Origin of the sequence: Chryseobacterium sp. P1-3 (assembly GCF_000738495.1) — a bacterium.
GTDB classification, from domain to species: Bacteria; Bacteroidota; Bacteroidia; order Flavobacteriales; family Weeksellaceae; genus Chryseobacterium; species Chryseobacterium gallinarum.
In genome coordinates this window covers 41,112-65,881 of record NZ_JPEQ01000011.1, presented here as the reverse complement: position 1 = coordinate 65,881, position 24,770 = coordinate 41,112, and the positions used below count along the sequence as shown (strand labels likewise).

General features: G+C 35.0%; 20 protein-coding genes and 5 pseudogenes. 10 read left to right on the top strand and 15 right to left on the bottom strand.

What is annotated here, in order from left to right; genetic code table 11:
• The 9 genes from HX13_RS24615 to HX13_RS16155 form a co-directional block, all read left to right on the top strand.
• On the top strand, positions 1-234 hold a 234-nt coding region (locus tag HX13_RS24615), incomplete at its 5' end, for a hypothetical protein (protein WP_050021948.1).
• A 163-nt stretch (positions 235-397) separates the two neighbouring features.
• Entirely contained in the window at positions 398-4,276 is a 3,879-nt protein-coding gene (locus HX13_RS16190) for a PAAR-like protein (protein WP_050021947.1), read from the top strand.
• A 110-nt stretch (positions 4,277-4,386) separates the two neighbouring features.
• Positions 4,387-4,818 carry a hypothetical protein gene (locus HX13_RS16185; RefSeq protein WP_050021946.1) on the top strand — a complete coding sequence of 144 codons (432 nt, stop codon included), beginning with the start codon at positions 4,387-4,389 and terminating at the stop codon, positions 4,816-4,818.
• Entirely contained in the window at positions 4,739-5,335 is a 597-nt protein-coding gene (locus tag HX13_RS26435; RefSeq protein ID WP_410493150.1) for an XAC2610-related protein, read from the top strand. Before HX13_RS16185 ends, HX13_RS26435 begins: the two co-directional genes overlap by 80 nt.
• A gap of 7 nt (positions 5,336-5,342) precedes the next feature.
• Positions 5,343-5,918, top strand: coding sequence for a hypothetical protein (locus tag HX13_RS16180; protein ID WP_128572448.1), 576 nt, complete (start codon positions 5,343-5,345; stop codon positions 5,916-5,918).
• A 621-nt stretch (positions 5,919-6,539) separates the two neighbouring features.
• Positions 6,540-6,743 (top strand): hypothetical protein, encoded by a 204-nt coding sequence (locus tag HX13_RS16170; protein WP_050021943.1) that lies wholly within the window; start codon positions 6,540-6,542, stop codon positions 6,741-6,743.
• A 169-nt stretch (positions 6,744-6,912) separates the two neighbouring features.
• Positions 6,913-7,452 (top strand): hypothetical protein, encoded by a 540-nt coding sequence (locus HX13_RS16165; protein WP_050021942.1) that lies wholly within the window; start codon positions 6,913-6,915, stop codon positions 7,450-7,452.
• Between the two features lie 258 nt (positions 7,453-7,710).
• The gene (locus tag HX13_RS16160; RefSeq protein WP_050021941.1) at positions 7,711-8,226 is read left to right on the top strand and encodes a DUF5991 domain-containing protein; all 516 of its coding nucleotides are present in this window, start codon (positions 7,711-7,713) and stop codon (positions 8,224-8,226) included.
• Between the two features lie 968 nt (positions 8,227-9,194).
• The gene (locus HX13_RS16155) at positions 9,195-10,118 is read left to right on the top strand and encodes a DUF3078 domain-containing protein (protein ID WP_050021940.1); all 924 of its coding nucleotides are present in this window, start codon (positions 9,195-9,197) and stop codon (positions 10,116-10,118) included.
• 72 nt (positions 10,119-10,190) lie between these two features.
• Here the strand turns inward: HX13_RS16155 and sufD are convergent.
• From sufD to HX13_RS16130, 6 genes and pseudogenes are all read right to left on the bottom strand, one after another.
• Positions 10,191-11,499, bottom strand: a pseudogene (sufD, locus tag HX13_RS16150) (Fe-S cluster assembly protein SufD).
• A gap of 100 nt (positions 11,500-11,599) precedes the next feature.
• Positions 11,600-12,343, bottom strand: a complete 744-nt coding sequence (gene sufC, locus HX13_RS16145) for a Fe-S cluster assembly ATPase SufC (RefSeq protein WP_050021939.1) — start codon at positions 12,341-12,343, stop codon at positions 11,600-11,602.
• Positions 12,344-12,361: 18 nt separating this feature from the next.
• A complete protein-coding gene (locus tag HX13_RS16140) occupies positions 12,362-12,868 on the bottom strand; it encodes a GNAT family N-acetyltransferase (RefSeq protein ID WP_050021938.1) in 507 nt (168 codons plus the stop codon).
• Positions 12,869-12,871: 3 nt separating this feature from the next.
• A complete protein-coding gene (sufB, locus tag HX13_RS16135; protein WP_050021937.1) occupies positions 12,872-14,320 on the bottom strand; it encodes a Fe-S cluster assembly protein SufB in 1,449 nt (482 codons plus the stop codon).
• 137 nt (positions 14,321-14,457) lie between these two features.
• On the bottom strand, positions 14,458-14,589 hold the full coding sequence (locus HX13_RS24605; RefSeq protein WP_238555429.1) for a four helix bundle protein: 132 nt from the start codon (positions 14,587-14,589) through the stop codon (positions 14,458-14,460).
• Positions 14,590-14,763: 174 nt separating this feature from the next.
• Complete coding sequence (locus tag HX13_RS16130) at positions 14,764-15,093, bottom strand: HesB/IscA family protein (RefSeq protein ID WP_050021936.1); 330 nt, start codon at positions 15,091-15,093, stop codon at positions 14,764-14,766.
• A 270-nt stretch (positions 15,094-15,363) separates the two neighbouring features.
• Here HX13_RS16130 and HX13_RS16125 point away from each other — a divergent pair, with 270 nt between their 5' ends.
• Positions 15,364-16,209, top strand: coding sequence for a GLPGLI family protein (locus HX13_RS16125; protein WP_050021935.1), 846 nt, complete (start codon positions 15,364-15,366; stop codon positions 16,207-16,209).
• An 86-nt stretch (positions 16,210-16,295) separates the two neighbouring features.
• Here HX13_RS16125 and HX13_RS16120 read toward each other — a convergent pair whose 3' ends face one another.
• From HX13_RS16120 to HX13_RS16085, 9 genes and pseudogenes are all read right to left on the bottom strand, one after another.
• Entirely contained in the window at positions 16,296-17,153 is an 858-nt protein-coding gene (locus HX13_RS16120; RefSeq protein ID WP_050021934.1) for a neutral zinc metallopeptidase, read from the bottom strand.
• Positions 17,154-17,201: 48 nt separating this feature from the next.
• Positions 17,202-18,029 (bottom strand): GLPGLI family protein, encoded by an 828-nt coding sequence (locus tag HX13_RS16115; RefSeq protein ID WP_128572447.1) that lies wholly within the window; start codon positions 18,027-18,029, stop codon positions 17,202-17,204.
• Entirely contained in the window at positions 18,022-18,225 is a 204-nt protein-coding gene (locus tag HX13_RS16110) for a hypothetical protein (protein ID WP_050021932.1), read from the bottom strand. Before HX13_RS16110 ends, HX13_RS16115 begins: the two co-directional genes overlap by 8 nt.
• 709 nt (positions 18,226-18,934) lie before the next feature.
• Positions 18,935-19,102 (bottom strand): bacteriocin-like protein, encoded by a 168-nt coding sequence (locus tag HX13_RS26430; protein ID WP_410493149.1) that lies wholly within the window; start codon positions 19,100-19,102, stop codon positions 18,935-18,937.
• Between the two features lie 87 nt (positions 19,103-19,189).
• Positions 19,190-21,270: pseudogene (locus tag HX13_RS16105) on the bottom strand (LTA synthase family protein).
• Between the two features lie 211 nt (positions 21,271-21,481).
• Positions 21,482-22,000: a 6,7-dimethyl-8-ribityllumazine synthase gene (gene ribH / locus HX13_RS16100; protein WP_050021931.1), complete on the bottom strand. Its 519-nt coding sequence runs from the start codon at positions 21,998-22,000 to the stop codon at positions 21,482-21,484.
• Between the two features lie 3 nt (positions 22,001-22,003).
• Positions 22,004-22,713, bottom strand: a pseudogene (locus HX13_RS16095) (tetratricopeptide repeat protein).
• Between the two features lie 158 nt (positions 22,714-22,871).
• Positions 22,872-23,409 (bottom strand): annotated as a pseudogene (locus tag HX13_RS16090) (adenine phosphoribosyltransferase).
• Positions 23,410-24,619 (bottom strand): annotated as a pseudogene (locus tag HX13_RS16085) (hypothetical protein).
• Positions 24,620-24,770: the final 151 nt, after the last annotated feature.

Here is a 24,770-nt window from a genome sequence, read left to right as displayed (position 1 = left end):
ATAGTAGCTGTATCAGGTCTTCTTTTTCTTGGGAAGCTGTGCTCAAAAATAAAGAAAAAGAGAGAAGAGTTTAAAGATGAACACAATAAAAGAATCTTTGCGAAAACAAAAATGGGAGATTCAGCTGTAGCTAATTCTGAACCGGCACCCCATCGCTGCCGATACCTTAAAAAAACAAAAAAACAGACAGACCCCTGGATCAATCCCAAGGTTGCTATTACTATACAGTTTTGACAAGTAAATGATTCCATTTTTATACGGGGTTTTTCGGCCCCCATCAAATTACACGGGGTAAAAACCGGAAGAATAAAAAAAAAAGCTGAAGCCATTGTCTGTATAGAAGCAGAGGATAAATTTTATTACCTGCAAACAATCACCATAGAAACAAAATAAGAATATGTCAGCACCCATCCCATATACGGTTCAGAGCGGAGAAACGCTGCAGGATATCGCCAGGAAACTGGGTATCAAAGACTGGACGAAACTCAAAGATTATCATAATGCCAATTCCGGAACGAAGGTTGGCAATACTCCCTATACAGGGTTTTCCCTGATGACCCCTCCGCCTGACGAGGTTTACGCCCTTAATGGTGAAACACCACCTCCTGATCCCGAAGAAGAACAAAAAACAGCAGAGCAGAAACAGGAAGAGGAAAAAAAGAAAGAAGAAGAGCAAAAGAAAAACGAACAGGCTTCCAAAAGCGACCACGACGGAAAATACTTTGTGGTGCATGGCGCCAAATGTGTTTGTGATAAAGCCGAAAACCCAAAACAAACAGCGGACCTACAGGTAACCACCCATTCCGTTATTGTTTTGAACGATCAACAGGGAAAACTGGCGGCAACCGAAGAAGATAAAACATTCAACCCTCCTGCAGCCACTTTTGGAAAATGTACCCTGAAACCATCCCCGGGAGGCTATCTTCCCTGTGCGGTTGCCCCGGCTCCAAAGTGGAATAAAACCTATGACAGCACCCGGGTATTAGGAAAAAATACACTTACTGAAATATCCGAACTTCCCTGTATGACCGGCGGGAAAATCACTATATTCAAACATGGACAGACGGACTCCGTGAGCAATGCCCATGCAGACAATACCAACCCGGCGGAACTCGCTATGGTTAACCCGGCAGTAGATATGCCTAAGAAAAAGGAGGAATATCCTTCTGTAACGTCTATTGCCTTAGCCCAGATAGAAAACAGGATTACCTTTAAAGCAATAGATTCCAAAAATAAAAGTGGGGTTGTGTACTTGCGTAAAGATGAAGAAGCTTCTTTCAAAGCCAATCTGAAAAGCGGGAACCAACAGCTCACCTCATGGGTGGTTTACAGTGACCACCAGGGTAAGAAAGAGAATAGAATCTTTTTAAGAGAACAAATCGGGACAGAATTTTCCCAGAGTTTCGAAGGATTGGGAAAATTCAGGATTGAAGGATACGGAAAACCTAAAACCCCTGAATTTGAAAAAGGAAAATATGATAAATGTGACCCTTCCTGCTCCATTGACGTTGAGGTAGTAGAAAACACCCTGCTCGAGCTGGAATCCACCTCCGGAGATTTTACCACCCGTATCGATCCTTCTAAAAACAGGAAATTCAGAAGGGGTGTTCCTTCGGTTTTCAGGGCTAAGTTTTTGATCCCTGATCTTACGGAAGAGGAGAAATCCAGGCTGACGCTGGCGGTATTTGACGGAAGTGGAAATGCCATTACAGATGGCGTTCACATCATTGGGGGCACCCTTACCTTTATTCCTCAGAACACCAAGGCTAAATACACCATCCTGGCCCGTTATATCAATGAAAATGGTGAAGCCATAGAAAAAAAGATGTCCGGGGAAAGTGAAGGCAATGCAGTTTTAGGCATCAGCCATGGTGCGGAGGTTGTAAGGCCCGGAACCTCCATGTCGTTCAGTGTTACCAAAATGAAATATAAGTTTGGAGATGACAACTCTCCTTTTGGCCTGACTCCGGGGGAATCTTCAGACATTAAATGGAACCTGGACGGTGTACTGATCGGGAATGGGAAAAGCATTACCATTCCAGGGTCGCGGGTTACTCCAGGAAAACATGTTGTGGAAGCATACAGCATGGTGGCCAATGCTACCGGAAAAAACGCTAAAAAAGAAGATGATGACTGGCATTTTGAGGTGAAGGAAAATGATGTGGTAAGCTTTACCGTCAGCGGTACTCCAAAAGTGGGTAAACCTCTTACAGCTACTGTTGATAAAATGATATTTTCCGACCTTCTTCCTAATGAAACCGTACACTGGCAAGGGTTTTCCAATGCCGTTACCGGAAAGTCCATCAACTTTACGCCTAAAAAGCCCGGGACATTAACCATTACCAGCAGAATAAAAGGGAAAGGTTCCACCCAAACCATAAATGTAGTACAGCCCATAATTAATGATATCCAGTTTACAGACAGCAACGGAAGTAAAATAGACAAAGCGGGCTGGGGACAAAAAGTAAATATCCGCATTGATCACCAAGGTCTTGAGAATGAGAAGCTAACCATTGTACTCTGGGATAGTGACACGGTACAGGATGACCCTGTAAAAACCATTACCATCAAAGCTTATGACGGAGGGCTGATTCCGGTAACCTTAGATGCTGACATGAAAAATAAGGCGGGAAACCAGGGATTGATTTATGCCAAAATTTCAGCGCCTGATGTTGTTGCTATTGGGGAAGGATTGCCATTCCCTAAAACATATAAGCTGGATGTCCAGGACAAAAAAGAAATCTTTAATGCCAAGTTAGGCAGTGAAGACGGCAGCGAAAAACATACGGTAGTAGATTATGATGAGATCAGTTATTTCTACGCCAACAGCCGGGGAATAAAGCCTGATGAAAGCCTGTTCCTGGAAATAAGGGATTCCGTACTGGGGAGAGACCCTCTTCTATTACAGCAGGCCAATGTTAAAGCTGATCAGAATGGCATCATCAAACAAAAAATTATATGGAACGGTATAAAAAATAAAGTAAATTTATTGACCGTATATGCCATCGTAAAAGAAAAGGACCAGGACGGAAAAGTCTTATACGATGCAGATGGTGATTATTCTATGGCAACCGCTAAGCTGAGAAAAGGCAGTACCCTGGTTAAAATAGTGGAGAATAAAGGTGCAGTGAAGGTGGGGGATGAAAAGGTGGTGCCACAGGGAGATAATAAGGTTTGCGAGTGTGAAGCAAAAGTAAGAGCTTATATGAGAATGCTTAGAATTGGTGAAGGTACAGGAGAAATAATTAAATCTCAAAAGCGCAATAAAGAGACAAAAAAAATGGAAATTGTCTATATTCCAAATGATTTTGAAAGTGGTTACACTAAATTATTTGGAGGCAGCCATTTCACTGAGCCTCCTCATAACAAAAATATGAGTACACATCCTAACATTAAAATCTTTTGGTATACCAAGAAAAATGGAGAAAAAGTCTATAGTTCTGCAACTGGAGCATATCAAGTAATGGGATATACTTGGAATGATAAGGATATGATTAAAAAAAGAACTACTTATAATATAACAGATTTTTCACCTGAAGGTCAAGATAAATTCTGTGTAGTACTTTTTAAGCATAAAAGAGAAGGAATGTTAGATTTGATAATAAAAGGTGATATAAAAGGAGCTACTGAACAATACGGAAGTTATGAATGGGCTAGTTTACCTCCTGGAAGATATGGGCAACCTATCGAAACAATGGAAAAAGCTTTAGAATTATATGATAAATTTTATCAAGAAGAATTATCTGGTAAAAGCCCTTTACATTTAAAAAAGGGTTTTTTAAAAGAATTTGGATATAATTGTTGTGGAGAAGCCTCTCAAAAAAGTAATCCAGTAGAATCATCCTGTGGAAAGTCAGAAATCGATTTGAGAAATAAGGTAAAATGGCAGACACAATTTGATCCTAAATGGGGAGGACGTGATAGGCAAATGGTGGCTTGTAAAAAGACTTGTGATGATATATTAATTAATAGTGGTCTTAAAGCTACTTCATTATCAAGATTATATCAAACTGCAATAGAAAACGACACTCATACTAGGTTAGATATCAATACTCAAGTTTCAAAAGATGCTGTTTCATATTTAGATAGTGAATTGGAAAAAGGCCACCCGGTACAAGTAGGAGTAGATCATGGGTTAGGATACAAAATCAACAATAATGCAGACCATTCTACTGATCATTTTGTAGTTATAGTAGGGAGAAAATGTGATGGTAATAAATGTTATTATATTTTTTACGATGTTGGAACAAGCCATAAAGAAAAAAGGAGCAAGTGATAATAATCGCTTATATTTTGATAAAACAGACTATTCCTTAAAAGGAAAAACTGTTTATAACGGTCATTTTTACACAGTTACTCAAATAAGAAAAAATTAATAATTAAATAATGAGAAATATATTAAATAAATTATCATATATAGGATTATTCCTCTCTATAATAAACTCATGTCAATCCAAAGAGGAAAAAAAACAAACGAACAGTAGTGGAAATTCAGAAGAAGTAAGTAATAATTTATACATTGGTAAATGGCTTTCTATTAATAAAGAAGGCAACCAATATTATTATTGCACTGATAGTGATAGGTTTTTCGAAATAAATAAAGATAAAATCTATGACCATACTCCTATGGAGGATTCAGATTTTAATATTGATCATATTAAAGAGAAAGAAAATCAAACTTTTTTCTATATAGATAAACAAGAATCTTCTTATTATATTTTAAGCTGGGTCGACAAGAATAAAGGTATCATATCATACCAATTTAATAAGGATAGCCCAAACTTTTTTTATTGCAGAAAAAAAATTAAAAAGTATTGATAGTAAAACTTGTCAGCCAAAAGCTAAATCGTGTGATTTTAATAACCTTTCAAGCAAATACAATTTTGTTTTAGAAGCCGGAGAATATAAAAATGAAAAAGAACAAACATATCCAATTTCAGCATGGGTTATTGTAACCAATAAAAAAAGTGGAAAATCACAGGAGATTCATTTTGAACCAAATTCGTGGGCAACTTACAGTAACTTACCTTGTGACAGTTTTTCTGTAAAAGATTTTAATTTTGATGGTCTAGAAGATTTTGCAATTGTTTGGGATCAAGGAGGAGCCGAAAAATTATATGAATATTATTTTCAGGATGAAAAAGGTAACTTCACTCCCGTAGAATCTTTTCCGTTACAACATGGAATGTTGGCAGAAAATATTGATACAACAAATAAAACAATAACAACTCAAAGTATTGTAGGATGCTGTCATATTAATATGAATAAGTATAAACTCAATGCCAATGGCATTTGGGAAACTTCTTCAGAACAACGGGAGGTGAAAAGAAATTAAGAAAGATATGCAAACAAATAAAGTATTTCTAATAATATTCTGTTTATTTTCCTTAGCAATAACCTGCGAGAAATATACAGCAAGGGTCTATAACAGTAATGATCAAATCGAAAATAAATCTGATAATTCCTTTGTATTAAGTTGTGGTTCAGGCTGTGCGATGACATATACTCTTCAAAGTATTCAACAAAATAATGCTATAGTAAATGTTAAGTTTAAAGTTGAGAATTATATCAACGAAGAATTATCAGACACTTATTATGAAAAATATAATTTTATTTATAATAATCTGGGAGAGATAGAAAGGATAAACCTGGAAGGAAAAAATGATAATATTTTAGAAACACTTATGCCTGACGCTCAGGAATCTTTTAGAAATTTCAGTAAAAGCCTCATAAAGAATAAAAAAGTAGATGCATCAAAACTATCTAAAGTAAATGAAACAACAATTAAAAATAATTTTAAAGTATGTTCTTTACCTTTTGACTCTGATAAATATTATTCTATATGCAATGAAAATGAAATGGAATGTAGCCGAAGATATCCTTCTTATTTATATCCTGAGAATAAAAAAAATTCTTGAAAGCTATGGCATTAAAGAAGAGCCTTCCAAATTTTTCATTCTTCCAAAAATTAATAATTTCCAAGTAATAATTCTTGCTTTTACAGATTCAGATGTTGAAGGATATTATTTAAAAGTTATAGATAAAAAATAAAATAATCTCATCATTACAAATAGCAAAAATGGATGGCGAAACAATTGATGATTTCTTAATTACAGAAAATTATGATATTGAGCTATATACAAGAAGAGACATCAGTGAAAAAAAACTCCTCAAAAAAGAAATATAAAATTCAAAATGATGGCATGATAATAAATTCTTAATAAGCATTAGAATATAAAAAGAAAACAGCTGGGATAAACTTCCCTGTAAATATCTTTAGGAAAAAATGAAAACCTGATAATTATTATTTGTATTTTAAGCCTGTTTTCTTGTAAGAAAGCACAGATAAATTGAAAAATAAGTACCATTCCTAATTTCTCTATACATGAGATAATGGAGAAAAATAAGTCTAATCCGGAAGAAGTTACCGATCATTTAATTTTCACTAAAGATAAAAACAATAAACTTCAAATTAATACAGAAATCCTAAGCTATATACAAAAAACACAACTGCTCAACAAAACCAATATACTTTAACGTTGGAAAAATATGTCACTCAAGAAATTATTAAATTTTATGATGATAAAAATAGTCCTTGGACAGAAGAAGAACTTATTAAAATAATAGCTTTTGCTGCTAATACTACTGATCCCACATCAAAAATTTTGGAAAGAATCACCAGACAATTGGCACAAAGGAATGTGGGGAAATATTTTAAGCTTCTGTTATTTGACATATCCTAAAACTCTATGGATTAATTTTCAAAATCAAGTTAAAAAAGAAAATTACTATAACCTACCACATATCAAAGAAATGATATCTTATGCATCTGAGTTTGATAAATTTGGTCCACCTGAAGACTACTAATTATAAAGATCACTAGTATGAAAATTTTGGGATTAATTAATAGTTATGAAAAAAACAATAACAATATTTATCTCGCTCTTTTTATTATCATGTCAAGGACAAAAAAAAGAGGAAGATAAAAGTATAAAAATAGAAAAAGAAGTATCAAGATCTGATGCCTCAAGTAAAGCAATTACTATAGATAATTTAATTCAATTAACTAAAATTAATTGTAACCAAGAAAATTCTGAACCTTCTGGTTACAGTTTAAATTGTAAAGATTTTAATGTTTCAAATACGACTATTGAAGGAAGTGATCAAAATAGATATGAACTTATTACTTTTATTTTTAATGATATAGAAAAAGCTATTATAAGAAAGATTAATAATGAAGATTTGGAAACCTCAGCTCCTACAGTCTATTTTTCAAATAATTCCAAAAACTATGTAATATTCTTTCCTATAAATGGTGACAATCATTTTGGCTGGAAATTATATTTATATAAAAATAAAGTTTTATATCCATTAGGACAAAGGGTAATGTATTGGAAACCTGAATACGAAGAATCAAATGTTAATTATTCAGAGATATTGAAAATTTTATGAATCAGGTGAAAATATTTTAGTAGAGATCCCTAATAAGTATATTATCAAAAATGATAATGATTATAAAAACTATCCCAACTATTCTGACGGAAAATATTATGAAAAAGGAGACAAGTTATACTATGAGTTTTCCACATCAAAAATAGAATATTACAAAAAAATATAAAAATGGACTCTTTGAAGGAGATTATAACAAAATGATCAATAATAAAATCATTAATTTGATAAAATAACATATATAAACAATGATTTGGGGAAATGAAGAACCTAATTATCATCTGCATTTTAAGCTTGTTTTCTTGTGAAAAAGCAAAAGAAAGTACAGTTACCATTTCAAAAGAAGTTGGTTGGAATAAAAAATTGCCCGGAGATTCTTTAGTTTCAGAATCTGAAATTAATATTAGCAAATCACAAAAAATAAGCGATAATCATTGGCTGGGCAATTACAACTTAAATATAGATTACGGGAAATTAGACAATGTATCAGAAATGTCTATTGACTATGATATTGAGATTAGTAATGACAAATGTACTTTTTCAGGAATGGGGTACAAAACTTACTTTACCGATTTATGCAAAATAGAAGAAAGTGGAAAGCAATTGATATTAAAATATGAAAAAGCAATTGATGGGGATGGTTTTTCTGATCATTCTAATCTTACCACTCTGGGAACTATCCTGTATAAAGAGGGGAAATACTATTTAAAAAGTCCTATTGTAGCTGATAAAAAATGGAATTATAACAGTGAGCTAGTGTTGACAAAAAAAGATTAAATAGGTAAAATACAAAGAGGTTTAATTAATGAGAAATATATTAAATAAATTATCATATATAGGATTATTCCTCTCTATAATAAACTCATGTCAATCCAAAGAGGAAAAAAAAACAAACGAACAGTAGTGGAAATTCAGAAGAAGTAAGTAATAATTTATACATTGGTAAATGGCTTTCTATTAATAAAGAAGGCAACCAATATTATTATTGCACTGATAGTGATAGGTTTTTCGAAATAAATAAAGATAAAATCTATGACCATACTCCTATGGAGGATTCAGATTTTAATATTGATCATATTAAAGAGAAAGAAAATCAAACTTTTTTTCTATATAGATAAACAAGAATCTTCTTATTATATTTTAAGCTGGGTCGACAAGAATAAAGGTATCATATCATACCAATTTTAATAAGGATAGCCCAAACTTTTTTATTGCAGAAAAAAAATTAAAAAAGTATTAATAGTAAAACTTGTCAGCCAAAAGCTAAACCGTGTGATTTTAATAACCTTTCGGATAAACACAATTTTGTTCTAGAAGCCGGAGAATATAAAAATGAAAAAGAACAAACATATCCAATTTCAGCATGGGTTATTGTAACCAATAAAAAAAGTGGAAAATCACAGGAGATTCATTTTGAACCAAATTCGTGGGCAACTTACAGTAACTTACCTTGTGACAGTTTTTCTGTAAAAGATTTTAATTTTGATGGTCTAGAAGATTTTGCAATTGTTTGGGATCAAGGAGGAGCCGAAAAATTATATGAATATTATTTTCAGGATGAAAAATGAATATTCTTCTCAATCCAAATTATAAGTTCTTTTAAGTTTGAATTCGTTAATATGAATGGTTAAGTAATTTAATTTCATTGAGTTGTGGGTTTTTGTTCCAAAGCTTTAAATTCATTTCAGAGTGAATTTTGTATTGGCGTAAATTATTATTTATACATTTGCAGCAAATCGTTAATTATGAAAAAACTTTTATTACTCACTTCCATGTCTTTGGGAGTTATTGTCAGTGCCCAGGAAACTAAAACTGAAGCTCCTGTAAAGGATACCGCTAAAGCCTGGTCTATTCAGGGTCAAAACACATTAATGCTTAATCAGGCTGCCTTTTCAAATTGGGTAGGAGGGGGAGCCAACAATGTAGGCTGGCTTGCCGGTGTAAATTACAACCTTACCTATGAAAAAGGAAAAGACCTTTGGGAAAACATCATTATTCTTGGCTACGGGCAGAATAATACCCAAGGTACAGGGGTAAGAAAAACACAGGATGTTATTAACCTTTCCACAAACTATGGGAGAGAATTTGCCAAGCATTGGTATTTGTCAGGTGGTGCAAGCCTTCAAACCCAATTTGCTCCCGGGTATGAAGACGGTAATAATCCTGATGCAAAAAAGATCTCCAATTTCTTTGCCCCGGGTTATCTGAATCTTGGTGCAGGGGTTACATACCGTCCCAATGACAATCTTACAGTAACTTTACGTCCGGCTAACGCAAGATGGACTTTTGTATTGGATAAAGACCTTCAGAAAGCAGGTACTTACGGGCTTAAAAATGATGGAGACTCTTCTCTTTTCCAGTTTGGTTTTCTGGGAACAGCGATCTATAAGGTAAAAATTATGGAGAATATTAACCTGACCAATACTGCTTCTGTTTTCTCAAACTACCTGGATCATCCGGAGAGATTGGTACTTGCTTATGGAGCCGTTTTGAATATGAAGATCAATAAGTATATTTCTTCCAATATCACATTAGACTTGCTGTATGATCACAATCAGATCTGGAAAACACAGTTGAAACAAACGTTAGGAGTAGGTTTTGCCTATAATATAGACAACGGAAAGAAACGTTCAGACAATAAAGACAATCAAAGCTGGCTGAAAAAATAGAACTCGGTTAGTTGAGACCATAGAAAAAGCACTTCATTTAGAAGTGCTTTTGTGTATCAATATATGTAAGTCTTAAAATTCTATATCCACCTCAAGCTTTTCAGCCAAAAGTTTTGAAATTTTATCTTTAAGAGGTTCGATATCAATGTTTTGCATTGCATCATTGGCAAAGGCATATAGAAGTAAAGCCTGAGCCTCTTTTTTAGAAATTCCTCTTGCTCTTAAATAGAATAACGCATCTTCATTCAGCTGACCTACCGTACAACCGTGAGAACACTTTACATCATCGGCAAAGATTTCCAACTGAGGTTTGGTATCAATACTTGCACCTTCGCTTAATAAAACGTTGTTATTCTGCTGGTAAGCGTTGGTTTTCTGAGCAATTTTATCAACAAAAACCTTCCCATTGAAAATACCATGTGCATTACCGTCAAAAATGCCTTTGTAGTTCTGATAACTTTCACAGTTCGGGAAGTTATGGTGAACGGCCGTATGGTGGTCTACCAACTGATCTTTACCAATAATCGTAATTCCATTCATAAATGAATTGATATTGGATCCGTTATGAATAAAATCCAGGTTATTTCTTACCAGTTTTCCTCCGAAAGAGAATGTGTTTACAGTAGTTAAACTGTCTTTTTCCTGTTTTGCGAAGGTATGGTCTACAAGGTAAGAAGTATTGTTGTCATTCTGAAGTTTGTGCCAGTCCGCTTTTGCATTGGGATAGGTAAAGATCTCTGTCACAGAGTTAGTTAACACATAGGTGTCATCGAAATTGTGGTGACTTTCAATTACCTCTACTTTTGCTCCTTCTTCTACAATCAATAAATTTCTTGTGTTGTAGAATGTATTTTCTTCCTGATTCTGAGAAATGTAAAAAATATGGATTGGCTTTTCAATCACTACATTTTTAGGAACTTTCAAAAAGAAACCGTACTTGCAGTATGCAAGGTTTAAGTTGGTAAAAGCCAGGTCCTTGGAAGCAATTGTGTTAAAATATTTTTCAAATATCTCTTTATGTTTGTCATCATTCAATGCATAATTGAATGAAAGGAACTCTACATTTTCAATAGAAACTTTTGAAAGTTCTTTGTGAAGTTTACCATTTACGAAAACAATCCAATCAAAATTTTCCTCTCCAAGATGCAGTTCATCAAACTGCTCTTTAGTGATGTTGTGGTTTTCTTTCGGGAAAAAGTTATAGCTTTTTTCCGTGATCTCCTTTAGATTGGTATATTTATATTCTTCGTCTTTTTTTTGTCGGAAAACCAGCTTCTGCAAACTTTCCTAAAGCCTGAACTCTCGTTTCATCCAAAAAGCGATGACGAAGTGTGCTTAGAAATTCGTTATGATTATTTAAAATTTGTTCGTTTAAACTCATTTTCTGAACGTTTATTCTGCCACGTATAAGAATGCTGGATTCCTACAGAATGACAAAGATTGCGTTTATTTTTTTAATTTTTATCGGCTTTAATCTTCAATTAATTTAAAAGCCAGTCGTACCCTTTTTCTTCAAGCTCTAATGCCAAAGATTTATCACCTGTTTTGATGATTTTTCCGTTAGCTAAAACGTGAACGAAGTCAGGTTGAATATAGTTTAACAGTCTTTGATAGTGCGTAATTAAAAGAACTGCATTTCCTTCGTTTTTAAAATAATTTACCCCATCTGCAACGATTCTTAATGCATCGATATCCAATCCTGAATCGGTTTCGTCAAGGATAGCCAGTTTAGGATTAAGCATCATCATCTGGAAGATTTCGTTTCTTTTCTTTTCACCCCCTGAGAATCCTTCATTCAGTGATCTTGAAAGGAAATCTTTTTTGATTCCAAGCTTTTCAGATTTTTCACGGATTAATGCAAGCATTTCCTTTGCCGGCATTTCCTCCAATCCGTTTGCTTTTCTGGTTTCGTTTAAAGCAGCTTTGATGAAGTTTGTAACAGACACCCCGGGAATTTCTACCGGATACTGAAACGATAGGAAGATTCCTTTATGTGCCCTGTCTTCAGGAGCATCTTCAATGATGTCTTCTCCTTCGAAAAGAATCTCTCCACCTGTTACTTCGTAATCTTCTTTACCTGCGATTACGGAAGAAAGGGTAGATTTACCGGCTCCGTTCGGCCCCATGATAGCGTGCACTTCACCCGGCTTTATTTCAAGATTAATCCCTTTTAATATTTCTGCGCCATCTTCAATTCTGGCGTGAAGGTTTTTAATTTCTAACATTTTATTTGCTTAAACAAATTATTTTTGAATTCTATATACTAAACTTTCAGGCTGACCAGGAACATCATTAAGCGTCCCGATTCGGATCATACCTGCCTTTTCCAAAACTTTAACAGAAGCTATGTTGCCGGGACGGACAATAGCGAATATTTCTTCCTTATTCTTCTCATTAAGCCCGTATTCTATAGCTTTCTTTGCGAATTCTGTGGCGTATCCCTTCCCCCATGCCCGGGAGGCAAAACGATAGCCTAAATTCAATTTTTCTTCTTCTCCGTAGAGCTTATAGCTTAGCCCTCCAAAACCAATTATGTTGTCAGGATGATCTTTTTCAACAATCGCCCAACCTCCAAAATTATGTATTTCCCAATGATCAAGCATCCTGGCAAATGTGCTTTCTGCTTTTTCAAAACTCATGGGTCCACCTGGATTGTAAATATTGGTTTGAGGATCATGATTAATTTCAAAGAATTTTTCAAAATCTTCTTTTGCAGGTCTTCTTACAATTAATCTTTCTGTAGCTATCATATTTTATCCTACTGATCCTTCTAATGAAATTTCAAGTAGTTTTTGTGCTTCAATGGCAAATTCCATTGGAAGTTTGTTTAATACTTCCTTACTGAACCCGTTTACAATCAGAGCAATGGCTTTTTCCGTATCAATTCCCCTCTGGTTACAGTAGAAAATCTGATCTTCCCCAATCTTTGAAGTTGTTGCTTCGTGCTCTAATTGTGCACTAGGATCTTTGATTTCTATATATGGAAAAGTGTGTGCTCCACATTCATTACCCATTAATAAAGAGTCACATTGTGAAAAGTTTCTGGCTCCTTTTGCAGAAGGCATTACTTTTACCAGTCCTCTGTATGAATTCTGGGATTTTCCTGCAGATATACCTTTTGAAATGATTGTAGATCTGGTATTTTTTCCAATGTGAATCATTTTTGTTCCCGTATCTGCATATTGGTGGTTGTTCGTTACTGCGATAGAGTAGAACTCTCCGATGGAATTGTCTCCTTTCAGAATACAAGAAGGATATTTCCATGTTACAGCAGAACCTGTTTCAACCTGCGTCCATGAGATTTTTGCGTTTTTTTCACAAAGACCTCTTTTTGTGACAAAATTGAACACTCCTCCTTTTCCTTCTTCATTACCCGGATACCAGTTCTGAACCGTAGAATATTTAATTTCTGCATCGTCTAACGCAATCAATTCCACAACTGCAGCATGGAGCTGGTTTTCGTCCCTTGATGGTGCTGTACAGCCTTCCAGGTAAGAAACATAACTTCCTTCATCGGCAATTACAAGTGTTCTTTCAAACTGCCCTGTTCCTGCCTGGTTGATACGGAAATATGTAGAAAGCTCCATCGGGCATTTTACGCCTTTAGGAATATAACAGAAACTTCCGTCAGAGAATACTGCGGAATTTAATGCTGCATAAAAGTTATCACCTCTGGGAACTACTTTTCCAAGGTATTTTCTTACTAAATCAGGATGATTCTTAATCGCTTCGGAAATAGAACAGAAAATAATTCCTTTTTCTGCCAAGGTATCCTGAAAAGTGGTTTTCACAGAAACTGAGTCCATTACGATGTCTACAGCCACTCCTGAAAGTCTTTTCTGCTCTTCGATATTGATTCCTAGCTTTTCAAAGGTTTTCAATAATTCCGGATCTACTTCATCAAGGCTGGCAAGTTCAGGCTTTACTTTAGGTGCAGCATAATAACGGATTGCCTGAAAATCAGGTTTTTCATATTTGATGTTGGCCCAGGTAGGTTCTGTCATTTTCTGCCAGATCTTGAAGGACTCCAGTCGCCATTCAGTCATCCATTCCGGCTCTTCTTTTTTAGCAGAGATGGCACGGATGATATCCTCATTTAAACCAGTCGGGAAGTCTTCATAATCAATCTTCGTTTCCCAACCGAATTCATATTTTTTATTTTCTAGATCGACTCTTAAATCGTCTTCAGTGTATTTTGACATTAATTAAATAATTAAAAAATTAAATGATTAAAAATTAGCTTTGTTCCCTAGTATCAGTTTTAGAGAGATAATCAATAAATTTTGATAATTGTTTAGAAACTAATTTACAATCATTAATTAACTGGTTCGTATCTTCATCATAACAGCGAGCAAAGATGTAACATATTTCTTACTTCTCCACAACTTCCTTTAGAATATTTTAAATATCGAATAAACTGTGTGTTATTATTGTACTCGCTTCCCTCTTCAATGTTATTTGAAACCGACAAAACAGCTCTTTTGATTTGGTTTGTCAGTTCAAACTTTTTTTTAAACTTGTCTTTTTTTTAAAAGATTAAAGATATTCTTAGTTAGAGTAACTGTAAGTTGATAAACTTCAAAATTTTCAAATTCAGCAGCCATTACTAATCTTTAAATTTTTCAATCATTTAATCTTTTAATAGCTACAAGCTAAATGATTCACCACACCCACATGTTCTGGATGCGTTCGGATTGTTGAAAACAAATCCCTTTCCGTTCAATCCTCCTGAATACTCAAGAGTTGTTCCTGCTAAATAGAGGATGGATTTTTTATCTATAATAATTTTAATGTTATTATCTTCAAAAATCTGATCTGTGTCTGTTTTTTGGTTGTCAAACTTTAAAACATACTCTAAACCAGAGCATCCGCCGCTTTTCACCCCCACCCGTATATAATCTTCAGCAGGGTTAAAACCATCTTCCGTCATTAACTGGATGGCTTTTTCCTTTGCATGGTCTGATACTTTTATCATTGTATTTATTTAGAATGATTTAATGATGCAAAAATACGAACTAATTTCCGCAATCTCAAATCGAAGATATCTATTTTAATGATTATGATCTTAATAGGACTGTTTTTGTTGTATAAAAGGTACTTCATCAGTATAAAAATTTCTTTTACAGATGAATAGCCCTGTTTTTGATTTAACCTTGAAATGCATTTGTGATCTATAAAGAAAATTGGGGTAAAACAAGCAACCTGTCTTTTAATGCCAGGCTGCTATCCAATAAAAGAAATAATAATGAGAAAATTAGGTATTATTGCTTTGGCGCTTTTCATCCAGCATGTCTCGGCACAGACCAATCGGTTCGTGTATCAGGTAACTATGAAACCCAATGCAGAAAATAAAAGTGAAATAAAAACAGAAAACGCTTATTTGGATATCTCTCCCGAGAAATCAGTTTTTTATTCAGAAAACAGGATCAAAAGAGATTCTATTATGCAAAAGGCTTTTCAAGGTGGTGGTGGAAGAGGAAGTATCAACAGGGATCAGATGGAAAGTCTGAGAACCAATATCAGCTATTCCGTAGAAAAGGATAAAACCAATCAGAAAACGTATTTTAAAGACAGAATCGGAAGGGATATGTATTCTTATGAAGAAGACCGGCCCGTGAGTTGGAAAATTTCCTCCGAAACAAGAAAAATAGGGGAATATAAAGTTCAAAGAGCTGAAACAGATTTTGCAGGAAGAAAATGGACAGCCTGGTTTACAACAGATCTTCCTTATCAGGACGGACCATATAAGTTTGGCGGACTTCCTGGATTAATTGTAAAAATAGAGGATGATAAAGGAGATTATTCTTTTGATCTGATGAAGAATTATAAAATTGCAGAATTTCCGACTTTGAACCAGTTTGGAAATACTTTAAAAGTAAAAAGAACCGATTTTGTAAAACAGCAGCAAAAGTTCAGAACAGATCCTATGTCATTTATGACTCAGGGGGCAGGAGGTATATCTGCTCCAATGAGAATCGGAGGTGGAAGAGGCTCTGGCGGAAATCAGAACCCTGCCGATATAAGAAAAAGAATGGAGGAGAGGGTTAAAGAAGAAGCTAAGAAAAATTCTAATCCAATCGAATTGCAATAAATGAAAATTCGGTCTCATTTTGAGACCGAATTTTTTATATTTAGTTTATCAAACCTAACAGGTTTGAGCAGTTTACCTTAGCAAGGTTATTTTAAAAGCTGGTTGAAGGTATCCCCTTGTCTGATATCACCGGTATTATACCCTTTCATAAACCATTCTTTACGCTGTGCAGAAGATCCGTGGGTAAAGCTTTCCTGATTCACATATCCCTGTGCTCTTCTCTGAATATTATCATCCCCAACAGCCTCAGCAGCATCTATGGCAGACTCAATATCTCCGGGCTCCAGAATATGTTTGCTGTCATTGGTTCTTTTCGCCCACACTCCGGCATAGAAATCTGCCTGAAGTTCTGTGGCAACAGATACCCTGTTCATTTCAGCTTCCGAATATCTTCCGCTTCTTCTTAAAGCATCTACTTTTTGGGTAGTTCCTAGAAGAGTTTGTATATGATGACCCATTTCGTGTGCTAGAACATAGGCTACAGTAAATTCAGTAACCTGAGCTCCGAATTTTTGCTGAAGCTCACCGAAAAATTCCATGTCCATATAGATTTTCTGATCGGCAGGACAGTAAAATGGTCCCATGGCAGATTGTGCTGTGCCACATCCAGAGCTGGTTGTGTTTTCGAAAAGTACAATTGTGGGTTTAGAAAAACTCATCCCGTTTTCTTTAAAGATCTGACTCCAGGTTTGGGTATTCCATCCGGCCATCATATCAACCATTTCCCCGATCTTTTTTTCCTGTACGGTAAGCTCTCTTTTCTCGCCGGTATTCCCGGAGGATTGTATGCTGCCGGAATTTAAAATGCCGGACGGATCGCCACCCAGAAAGAAAACGATTGCAGCTATAATTAAAGTTCCAAGTCCTCCACCTACAATCATACCTCCGCCACCGGAGCCACGGCGGTCATCAACGTTTCCGCCTCTGTCGTCTGTCCATCTCATACTAAATGTTTTTGTGACGTAAATTTATAAAATTAAAACATACAATAATTAAAATGTTATAATCGGAATGTCTTTATCCGGATAATTATTAAATTTTTGAATAAGTCCTTTGATATATTCATTCGTTTCTTTATAGTTTTTGTCTTTCGTTCCTTTGAAATCATAAGTAAAACTATCTCCCGAGTCATTACTGAAAATAATACGGTGAGAGGCCGGGTCTTCTATAAAATCATTGATAATCTTGCTTAATTTTTCTTTTTTAATGTTTTCTTTATATACTTCCGGGATGAATAAGTTATCTGTTTTTTTTATTGCTGTCATTTCGAAGCTATATTCTCCATCCTCCGATTCTGCTTTGAGCACCAGTCCGGGCAATCCGGAAAAAATATAAGGACCATCATTGATGGGAACATCTGTAGTGTATAGGATATGCCATTTTCTTTGCCCAAAATCAGCATAAGCCTCGTTGGTGGAATAGCTTTTATAATTTTCGTGTTTTTTTAGATCATAATATTGCAGATTCTTTTCATTATACCAATACTTGAACTGATTAAATGTACCTCCTACAGTATGAATATTTTTAGAGAGATGCTTGGAAACTTTAAGCCTGAGTAAAGGACTTGCAATGGATTTTACAGCAACAATATTATTTTGACTGATCAAAGAGTCAATTGTAGCTTTATTAAGATTATAAAAAATGCTTTGGTCCTTAACGATTTTTAAGATCATATTTTCTTTTACGAATGTATTGTTCTCTTTTTGTGGCTTAAACTTTACTTCATACGTAATCTCATAACTCTGCGCAAAGAAATAACCAAAAGGGTACCACAGTAGAAAAAAAATAAGAACAGGCTTCATTATAGGTCTACTATTCATTAAACTTTTCAATTAAAACTTTTTTATAATACTCTTTATTGTGCCCGTTGGTGTGGTCCAGGTAGTTATATTTTTCCTGAAAATATTGTTTTTGGCAGTTTCGTGGCAGGTATTTGTTAACATTATCATCATCTGTATGTTCTACAATAGGATAGATCGGAAGTTCAGCTTGCAGTAAAGTCTTATTCTTTGCCAACGTTTTAATAACCAGATAACGTAGAGAATAATCGCAGCTGTATTTTGTAATATCTGGTTCTATATATTTTTTGAAATAATAATTAATAGCTTCTTTTTTAAATGCCTGATCTAAATTGGATCTGTCAAAGGTTAGAAATAAAGTATAGAGCCACTGATACTTTATATAATTTTTTTAATCTTTTTACAGAGTCTGTGTCATCCGGAGAAATAAGAATATTCGATAGTTTGCACTTCTTTAAGATATCTGCAAGAAGCATTTCTGAAGTAATTTTTTAATTCTTCAATGTTTTTCTTATCCTCAATGTTATAATAGACATTCGTTTTTCCAAAATGTTTTGTTAGTTAGTGTTTCATTGATGTATTCGTGGATAATGGCCTGATCTCCTGTGTAAACAAATTTTTTGATCTTTCTCAATGGTAATATTTAGTTTTTTCTGTTGGCTCAAGAAATAAATTAATATTTCGAAAAAAGCTTATCAGCGATATTGATAGTGATCTTATTTATTTCATTAATTTCTTTTTTGCTATGGCTATTTATTGATATTTCTTTTTTTTTCATTTTTTTACTATAATAAGATCATCAGTCTTATTGATAAGGGTAAGTTCCTGTGCCTTTAGTCCGCAAAATGAAAATAAGAGGATACAGGATATCCTCTTATTTAAAAATAAATACTTCATATATAAAGTATAAAATTTAACTTGTGAAATTAAGAATTCCTATAGTTATCACATATGTTGAAACAAGTTTCAGCATCAGGTGCTATAGTGTCTAAAGGTGGTTTTCCCGATCCCGCTGGTGCACAATGGCAATTAAATTCAGTCCCTCCTTTTACAGTTTTTAATTCTCTTCTTGAAATTTGTTTTAGATTTTTCATTAACAATTAGTTTTGGTTAAGTTTTTTTTGTTTGCTTTCAAATATAATAAAAATATCATCAAATGGTGATATTTTTATTATGTTTTGTTACCTGTTCAACTGTTTTGTTTTTAACCAATACGATGTAGACTGGTAAGCGGAAATGGTTTCGTCTACCAGCTTCTGATCTGCTTTTTTCAGCAGTTTTTCATTATAATAAAGCTTAAATTCAGGGGCAAGATCACTTTTTTCCTGCTCCAGAGAATACTGTTTTACTTTTTTTACCGGGGAAATGATAGTTAAAACGTCCGTCTTTTACAAATCCAAGATCCTGATAGGTTGCAATATAGGCTTTAGGCTGAAATTCTTTTGTAAAAACATCCTGCCCTAAAAATTTTGATGTATAGCTGAAATTCAATAAGCCTAATAGAGTAGGCATGACATCAATCTGGGACATCAGCGTATCAAACTTTTGCGGCTGAATAAAACCTTCCGAAAAGATCATAGCAGGAATTCTGTACTTATCCATCGGAAGCTCTGTCTTTCCGGCACTGGAAGCACAATGGTCTGCAATGATTACAAACACCGTATTTTTATACCAATCCTGTTTTTTTGCCATATCAAAAAACAGTTTAAGAGAGTAATCTGTATATTTTACTCCTCCTTCACGGGATTTTGCCGTTCCGGGAATATCAATCCTTCCATCAGGGTAGGTAAAGGGTCTGTGGTTGGAAACCGTCATCCAGTGATTGAAAAACGGTTTTCCTGACTTGGCTTCAGCATTCATTACCTGAATGGCTTTTCTGGCCATATCTTCATCGGCAACACCCCAAACATTGGCAAAAGTAATTTCTTCCGGTTTAAAGCTATTTCTATCTACAATACCATAGCCATTCCCTCCAAAAAAATCCTGCATATTATCAAAATAGCTGTAACCGCCATATAAGAATTTTACATCATAGCCTTTGGATTTGAAGACATTTCCCGTGGTAAATTTATTTTTATTATCATTCCTTTTAATGATACTTTCTCCGGCCGTAGGAGGAATACATAGCGTTAAAGCTTCCAGTCCACGCACGGTTCTGTTTCCCGTAGCATAAAGATTGGTGAAGAGCAGTGATTTATCAGCCAGACTATCCAGGAACGGTGTAATTTTCTCTTTATTTCCGTAGTGCTCCATAAAATCTGCGGAAAGACTTTCGATGGAAATCAAAACCACATTTTTCTTAAGTTCAGGCTGTTCCGAAACAATATTCCTTGATAACATAGGCTGCGAATACTGGCTTAAGAAATTACTTTCAGCCTGCTTCTGATTGATCTGCAAATAAAACTGAAAATAATCCAGCTCATTATGGGTGAATGCCCAGTAAAACTTAGGTAATCCGTTGGCCTCAATTTCATCGGCAAAAACATTATCTGATTTGATCTGCATTAATGAAGGTATTGCCAAAAGGCTGAGCGCACAAAGGACCATAAAGGTGCCCAGTAAGACCATTTTTTGTTTGAAATCAGGAAGTTCCAGCAGCTCATCTTTTGTTTTTTTTATAGATAAACCATGTGATAGCCAGGGTAACAATCATTATTGCTGAGAATAATGGGACAACAGGATAGCTTTCCATAATATTCCCAATTACCTCATTAGTATAAATCAGATAGTCTACTGCAATGAAATTATACCGTACACCAAACTCATTATAGAAAAAGTATTCACTTACTCCATTGAAGATGATTAAAAGAACGTAGAGAAATAATGTGATAAAATACAATACGTTACGGATTTTGATTCTTTGGGTAGGAAGGAAAAGCATGATTCCAAATAAAAATGTTTTTATCCCTACAAATGCCAACGCTATTTCAGTAACTGAGCCTCCGTACTGCTTAAAAATATTATTGGGAACAAGCCAGATATACAGGAAAAACAGAACCAGTATCCCGAAGATAATATAACCATAAGGCTTTTTATATTTCGAATTGGAAAGGAATAAAAAATAGAGCGCCAGAAACGTACTGGCCAGTATGAAGACCATTATATCATTCAAAAGGCCTATACCAAGCACTTTTATTACTTCAAAAAAGCTAAAACTGGCTGTGGTAATGGGATGGAAAAAGAATACTGTTCTTATTATCAACGATATAATAAGATAGAATACTCCTAAATACAGGAACGGTTTTATTTTTCTTAAAAACATGTATTGAACGGTCTATATTAGTTTCACAAAGATAGTTTTTGTGTTCAACTTTTGACATAAAAAAGTAAAAACATACGGTTTATTAAGAAGATTTTAATGGTTTCAAAAAGAAATAAGAAGGGACAATAGTCAATTTACCGGATAATGCTGATAAAAAAAGACCATCTCTAAATTGAGATAGTCTTCCTGTTATCGTTGCATTGGTTTAAGATTAAGAATGTCCAAAACCAATATTTCCTTTTTTATCAGATAATTTCTTTTTAAAATCTATCATTCGTAAGGCGGTCACTGCTGCTTCCACTCCTTTGTTACCAAGGTCGCCCCCGCTTCTTGCAATAGATTGCTCTTTGTTGTCGTCTGTTAATACACAGAAAATAGTAGGGGTATCAGTCATGATATTGCAGTCTTTAATTCCTTGTGCTACTGCTGAACATACATAATCAAAATGAGGTGTTTCTCCGCGGATTACACATCCGATAGAAATTACTGCATCAAACTTTCTTTCTTTGCAAAGCTGCATGCTTGCATAGCTCAGCTCAAATGCTCCTGGAACAGGAAAAAGTTTGATATTTTCAGGTTTCACTCCTTCTTTTTCAAGGATTTCCAGGGCTGCATCACGAAGATTGTACGTTACAAAATCATTCCACTCAGAAAAAACAATGCCGATAGAAAAATCTTCGGCATCTGTTATATGAAGTGGCTTGTAATCGGAAAGATTAACTGTTGCCATTTTTTAATAATATTTAGTCATTTCGATATAAGAATCAGACATTCCGTTGTCATAATCCTGATATTTCTCATCAATGGTAGAGAAATATTTTTTAGCTTCTGTATTTTTCTTTAATCCTAAAGCCAGAATACCTGCTTTTCTTGTGAAGTAATACGTTGTATAAGGATCATCAGAAGCAGTGGCTGCTTTGTCTAGTAAAGATAAAGCCTCATCATTTTTATTAAGGCCTGATTTTGCATCTGCCATAGCTCCGTACTTCATCGCTACCAACGTTTTTGTTGTCTGATGAAAACTTGTCTAACAGGTCATAAGCTTCTTGGAATTTTCCTTCTTTAAATTTCAATAAACCGGCATTGTACGCTGATAGCTGGCCAACACTTGTTCCTGAATAATCGTTATATGTACCAACAAAACCAGGGTTTGCAGCTGATTTTCCGCCCAAAGCTTCTTTATCTTTCCCTTCCGAAAGGTTTTTCTGAGCAGCCAGGAAACTTTTTACAGCTTCAGCATTTTTAGGCGCAACTACAAATTGCTTATATCCAAAGAATCCTAAAAACGCCCAATAACAAGACTCCAAATGCAATACCTAAAGGCTTTGAATATTTTTCAAGAAATCTCTCAGTATTTAAAGCCTCTCTGTCAAGGTCCTTAAAGAACTCAACAGTTTCTTTACCTTCTTGCTCATTCTGAGCACTCTTTCCCAATTTTGCCATAAGTTTTTAAAAATTGAATTGCAAATTTAATTGTTTCTGAATGATTTACAAAATACTTTTAGCGCATTGTTCTGTAAATGTTGTGATTTATTAAATATAAATACGAAAATGCCCCGAAAACATAGTTTGCGGAGCATTTAATTTATTATTGGTATTGGTTAATACTCTAAGATATGGTAAACATTAGCACCGAACTTTTTCAGTTTTTCATCTCCGTTTAGCCCTTTTAATCCAATCAGGAAGCTAAATTGAGATACTATTGCTCCCTGTTTCTCTACCAGTTTGGCTGCTGCCTCTGTAGTTCCTCCTGTGGCCAGCAGGTCATCATGAATCAAAATTCTTTGTCCTTTTTTGATCTGTCCTTCGCGCGTTTTCTATTTCAGCACTCCCATATTCCAGGTCATATTTCTCCGAAATGATAGGTGGAGGAAGTTTTCCTGCTTTTCTGATCAGGATAAACGGAACCTCCAAAGCGACTGCAATAGCAATCCCAAACAGATAACCGCGACTTTCTATTCCGCAAACCGCATCTACTTTTCCTTTACTGAAGGCGGCAAGGTCTGCAATTACTTCTTCGTAAAGTTTCGGATTTAAAAAAATAGGCGATATATCCTTGAACTGTATTCCCGGAATTGGAAAATCAGGAATATTTTCAATGGTATTTTCAAGTTTTTTGATCAGTTCTGCTGAAGCCATTTATTGATTTATTTTATAGCTGGAAATTTTCCAGTCTCCGTTTACATTTTTAAGTCCGAATGTTACTTTCAAAGAAGTTGTCTTTCCGTTTTTGTCTGTTACATCGTAAGTAGCGTTTACACTGGCACCATTGGCATTGGCAGCACTTGTGGTAATGTTTTTCACACTTACGTTTTTCACCGCTCCAAAGCCGGAATTAGGATTTGAGAACGATTCGTAGCTTCCCCAGCTTGGGTTGTTGGATGCATCGTACGCTGCTTTTAAATTTTGTGAGCTTACATTATTCAAAAACTTGCTTACCGTATTTTTAGGATCTGTAGACGGCTGTTTCGGGGTCGCCGGAGTTGCCGGAGCATTAGTATTGCCAGGTTCTGTTGTGGAAGGTGTTGTAGTGGTTGCCGGATTATTAGGATCCACCACTGCACTTGGCTGTTGGGCGACGGCTGTAGTATCTGTTTTTGGCACTGCAGGTACTTTTAAAGCGGCAGCGTTAACATCTAGCCCGATTTTTGACATTTTGAATGTTTTGGCAGTTGTTTTTACAGAAACAGTAATGTCAATTTTATTATCCACTACTTTTGAAGCAGGAATAGAAGAGAACTTAAGGTTAAAACCTTTAAAATTATTATCCTGCATAAGATTTTTCGCAGTAGAAAGTCTTACTCCGTTACTGAAAACTTCCAGGGTAGCTTCCAGCCCGGCGCCTGTAAAAGATATGGGATTTCCGGCAGCATCCACCAGTCTTGGAATAATCTGAATAGCTGTAGGCGAGCCTGTTCCGTCATCACCTGTAGGTCTCGTAACAAGGCTTAAAGCGCCTGCTTTTACATCATTTGGGTCCGTTTCTTTAGCTTTGTCATCTCCGAAGATATTCATTTCTCCCAGTGATGGTGGGGCAGTACTGGCCCATTCGATTCCATTTTTCTTTGCAACTTCGTCTGCCAGAGCCATGATTTCAGGAACTTTTTTTCCCGTTGATCAGTTTTCCAAGGGCTTTTAGCTCGTTGATATCACCATCAGCCTCTACACCAAATGTTTTAAGGATATAAAGAGCTTCATTAAACTTAATCTGCTTAATGGTAGGTAGACTGGAAGTCATGTCATTGATACTTGACTGCAGTGTTTTAGTATTCGTAGCATCTACATGATCTTTCTTGCATGCTGTAAAAAGCAACAGGCTGAAAACAAGTAGAAAAGAAAACTTTTTCATTTTTATTTGGTTTGTTGCAAATTTAGTAAAACCTTTATTAATAGTAAGTTTTTATTTTTATTTTATGTTTTTTTAGGAGTATGTGCCTGAGATTTATAGATCAGAAGATAAGATGCGAATAATTGCAGAAACCATAGTGACCTGAAAAGAT

What these genes read in the sequence shown, in the direction of transcription:
- sufB (WP_050021937.1), bottom strand. Translation starts at nt 14,320, where the DNA reads ATGTCAAAATACACTGAAGACGATTTAAGAGTCGATCTAGAAAATAAA.
- HX13_RS16155 (WP_050021940.1), top strand. Translation starts at nt 9,195, where the DNA reads ATGAAAAAACTTTTATTACTCACTTCCATGTCTTTGGGAGTTATTGTC.
- HX13_RS16140 (WP_050021938.1), bottom strand. Translation starts at nt 12,868, where the DNA reads ATGATAGCTACAGAAAGATTAATTGTAAGAAGACCTGCAAAAGAAGAT.
- HX13_RS16115 (WP_128572447.1), bottom strand. Translation starts at nt 18,029, where the DNA reads ATGAATAGTAGACCTATAATGAAGCCTGTTCTTATTTTTTTTCTACTG.
- HX13_RS16165 (WP_050021942.1), top strand. Translation starts at nt 6,913, where the DNA reads ATGAAAAAAACAATAACAATATTTATCTCGCTCTTTTTATTATCATGT.
- HX13_RS16180 (WP_128572448.1), top strand. Translation starts at nt 5,343, where the DNA reads ATGCAAACAAATAAAGTATTTCTAATAATATTCTGTTTATTTTCCTTA.
- HX13_RS16125 (WP_050021935.1), top strand. Translation starts at nt 15,364, where the DNA reads ATGAGAAAATTAGGTATTATTGCTTTGGCGCTTTTCATCCAGCATGTC.
- ribH (WP_050021931.1), bottom strand. Translation starts at nt 22,000, where the DNA reads ATGGCAACAGTTAATCTTTCCGATTACAAGCCACTTCATATAACAGAT.
- HX13_RS16185 (WP_050021946.1), top strand. Translation starts at nt 4,387, where the DNA reads ATGAGAAATATATTAAATAAATTATCATATATAGGATTATTCCTCTCT.
- HX13_RS16190 (WP_050021947.1), top strand. Translation starts at nt 398, where the DNA reads ATGTCAGCACCCATCCCATATACGGTTCAGAGCGGAGAAACGCTGCAG.
- HX13_RS26430 (WP_410493149.1), bottom strand. Translation starts at nt 19,102, where the DNA reads ATGAAAAATCTAAAACAAATTTCAAGAAGAGAATTAAAAACTGTAAAA.
- HX13_RS16160 (WP_050021941.1), top strand. Translation starts at nt 7,711, where the DNA reads ATGAAGAACCTAATTATCATCTGCATTTTAAGCTTGTTTTCTTGTGAA.
- HX13_RS16130 (WP_050021936.1), bottom strand. Translation starts at nt 15,093, where the DNA reads ATGATAAAAGTATCAGACCATGCAAAGGAAAAAGCCATCCAGTTAATG.
- sufC (WP_050021939.1), bottom strand. Translation starts at nt 12,343, where the DNA reads ATGTTAGAAATTAAAAACCTTCACGCCAGAATTGAAGATGGCGCAGAA.
- HX13_RS16120 (WP_050021934.1), bottom strand. Translation starts at nt 17,153, where the DNA reads ATGAGATGGACAGACGACAGAGGCGGAAACGTTGATGACCGCCGTGGC.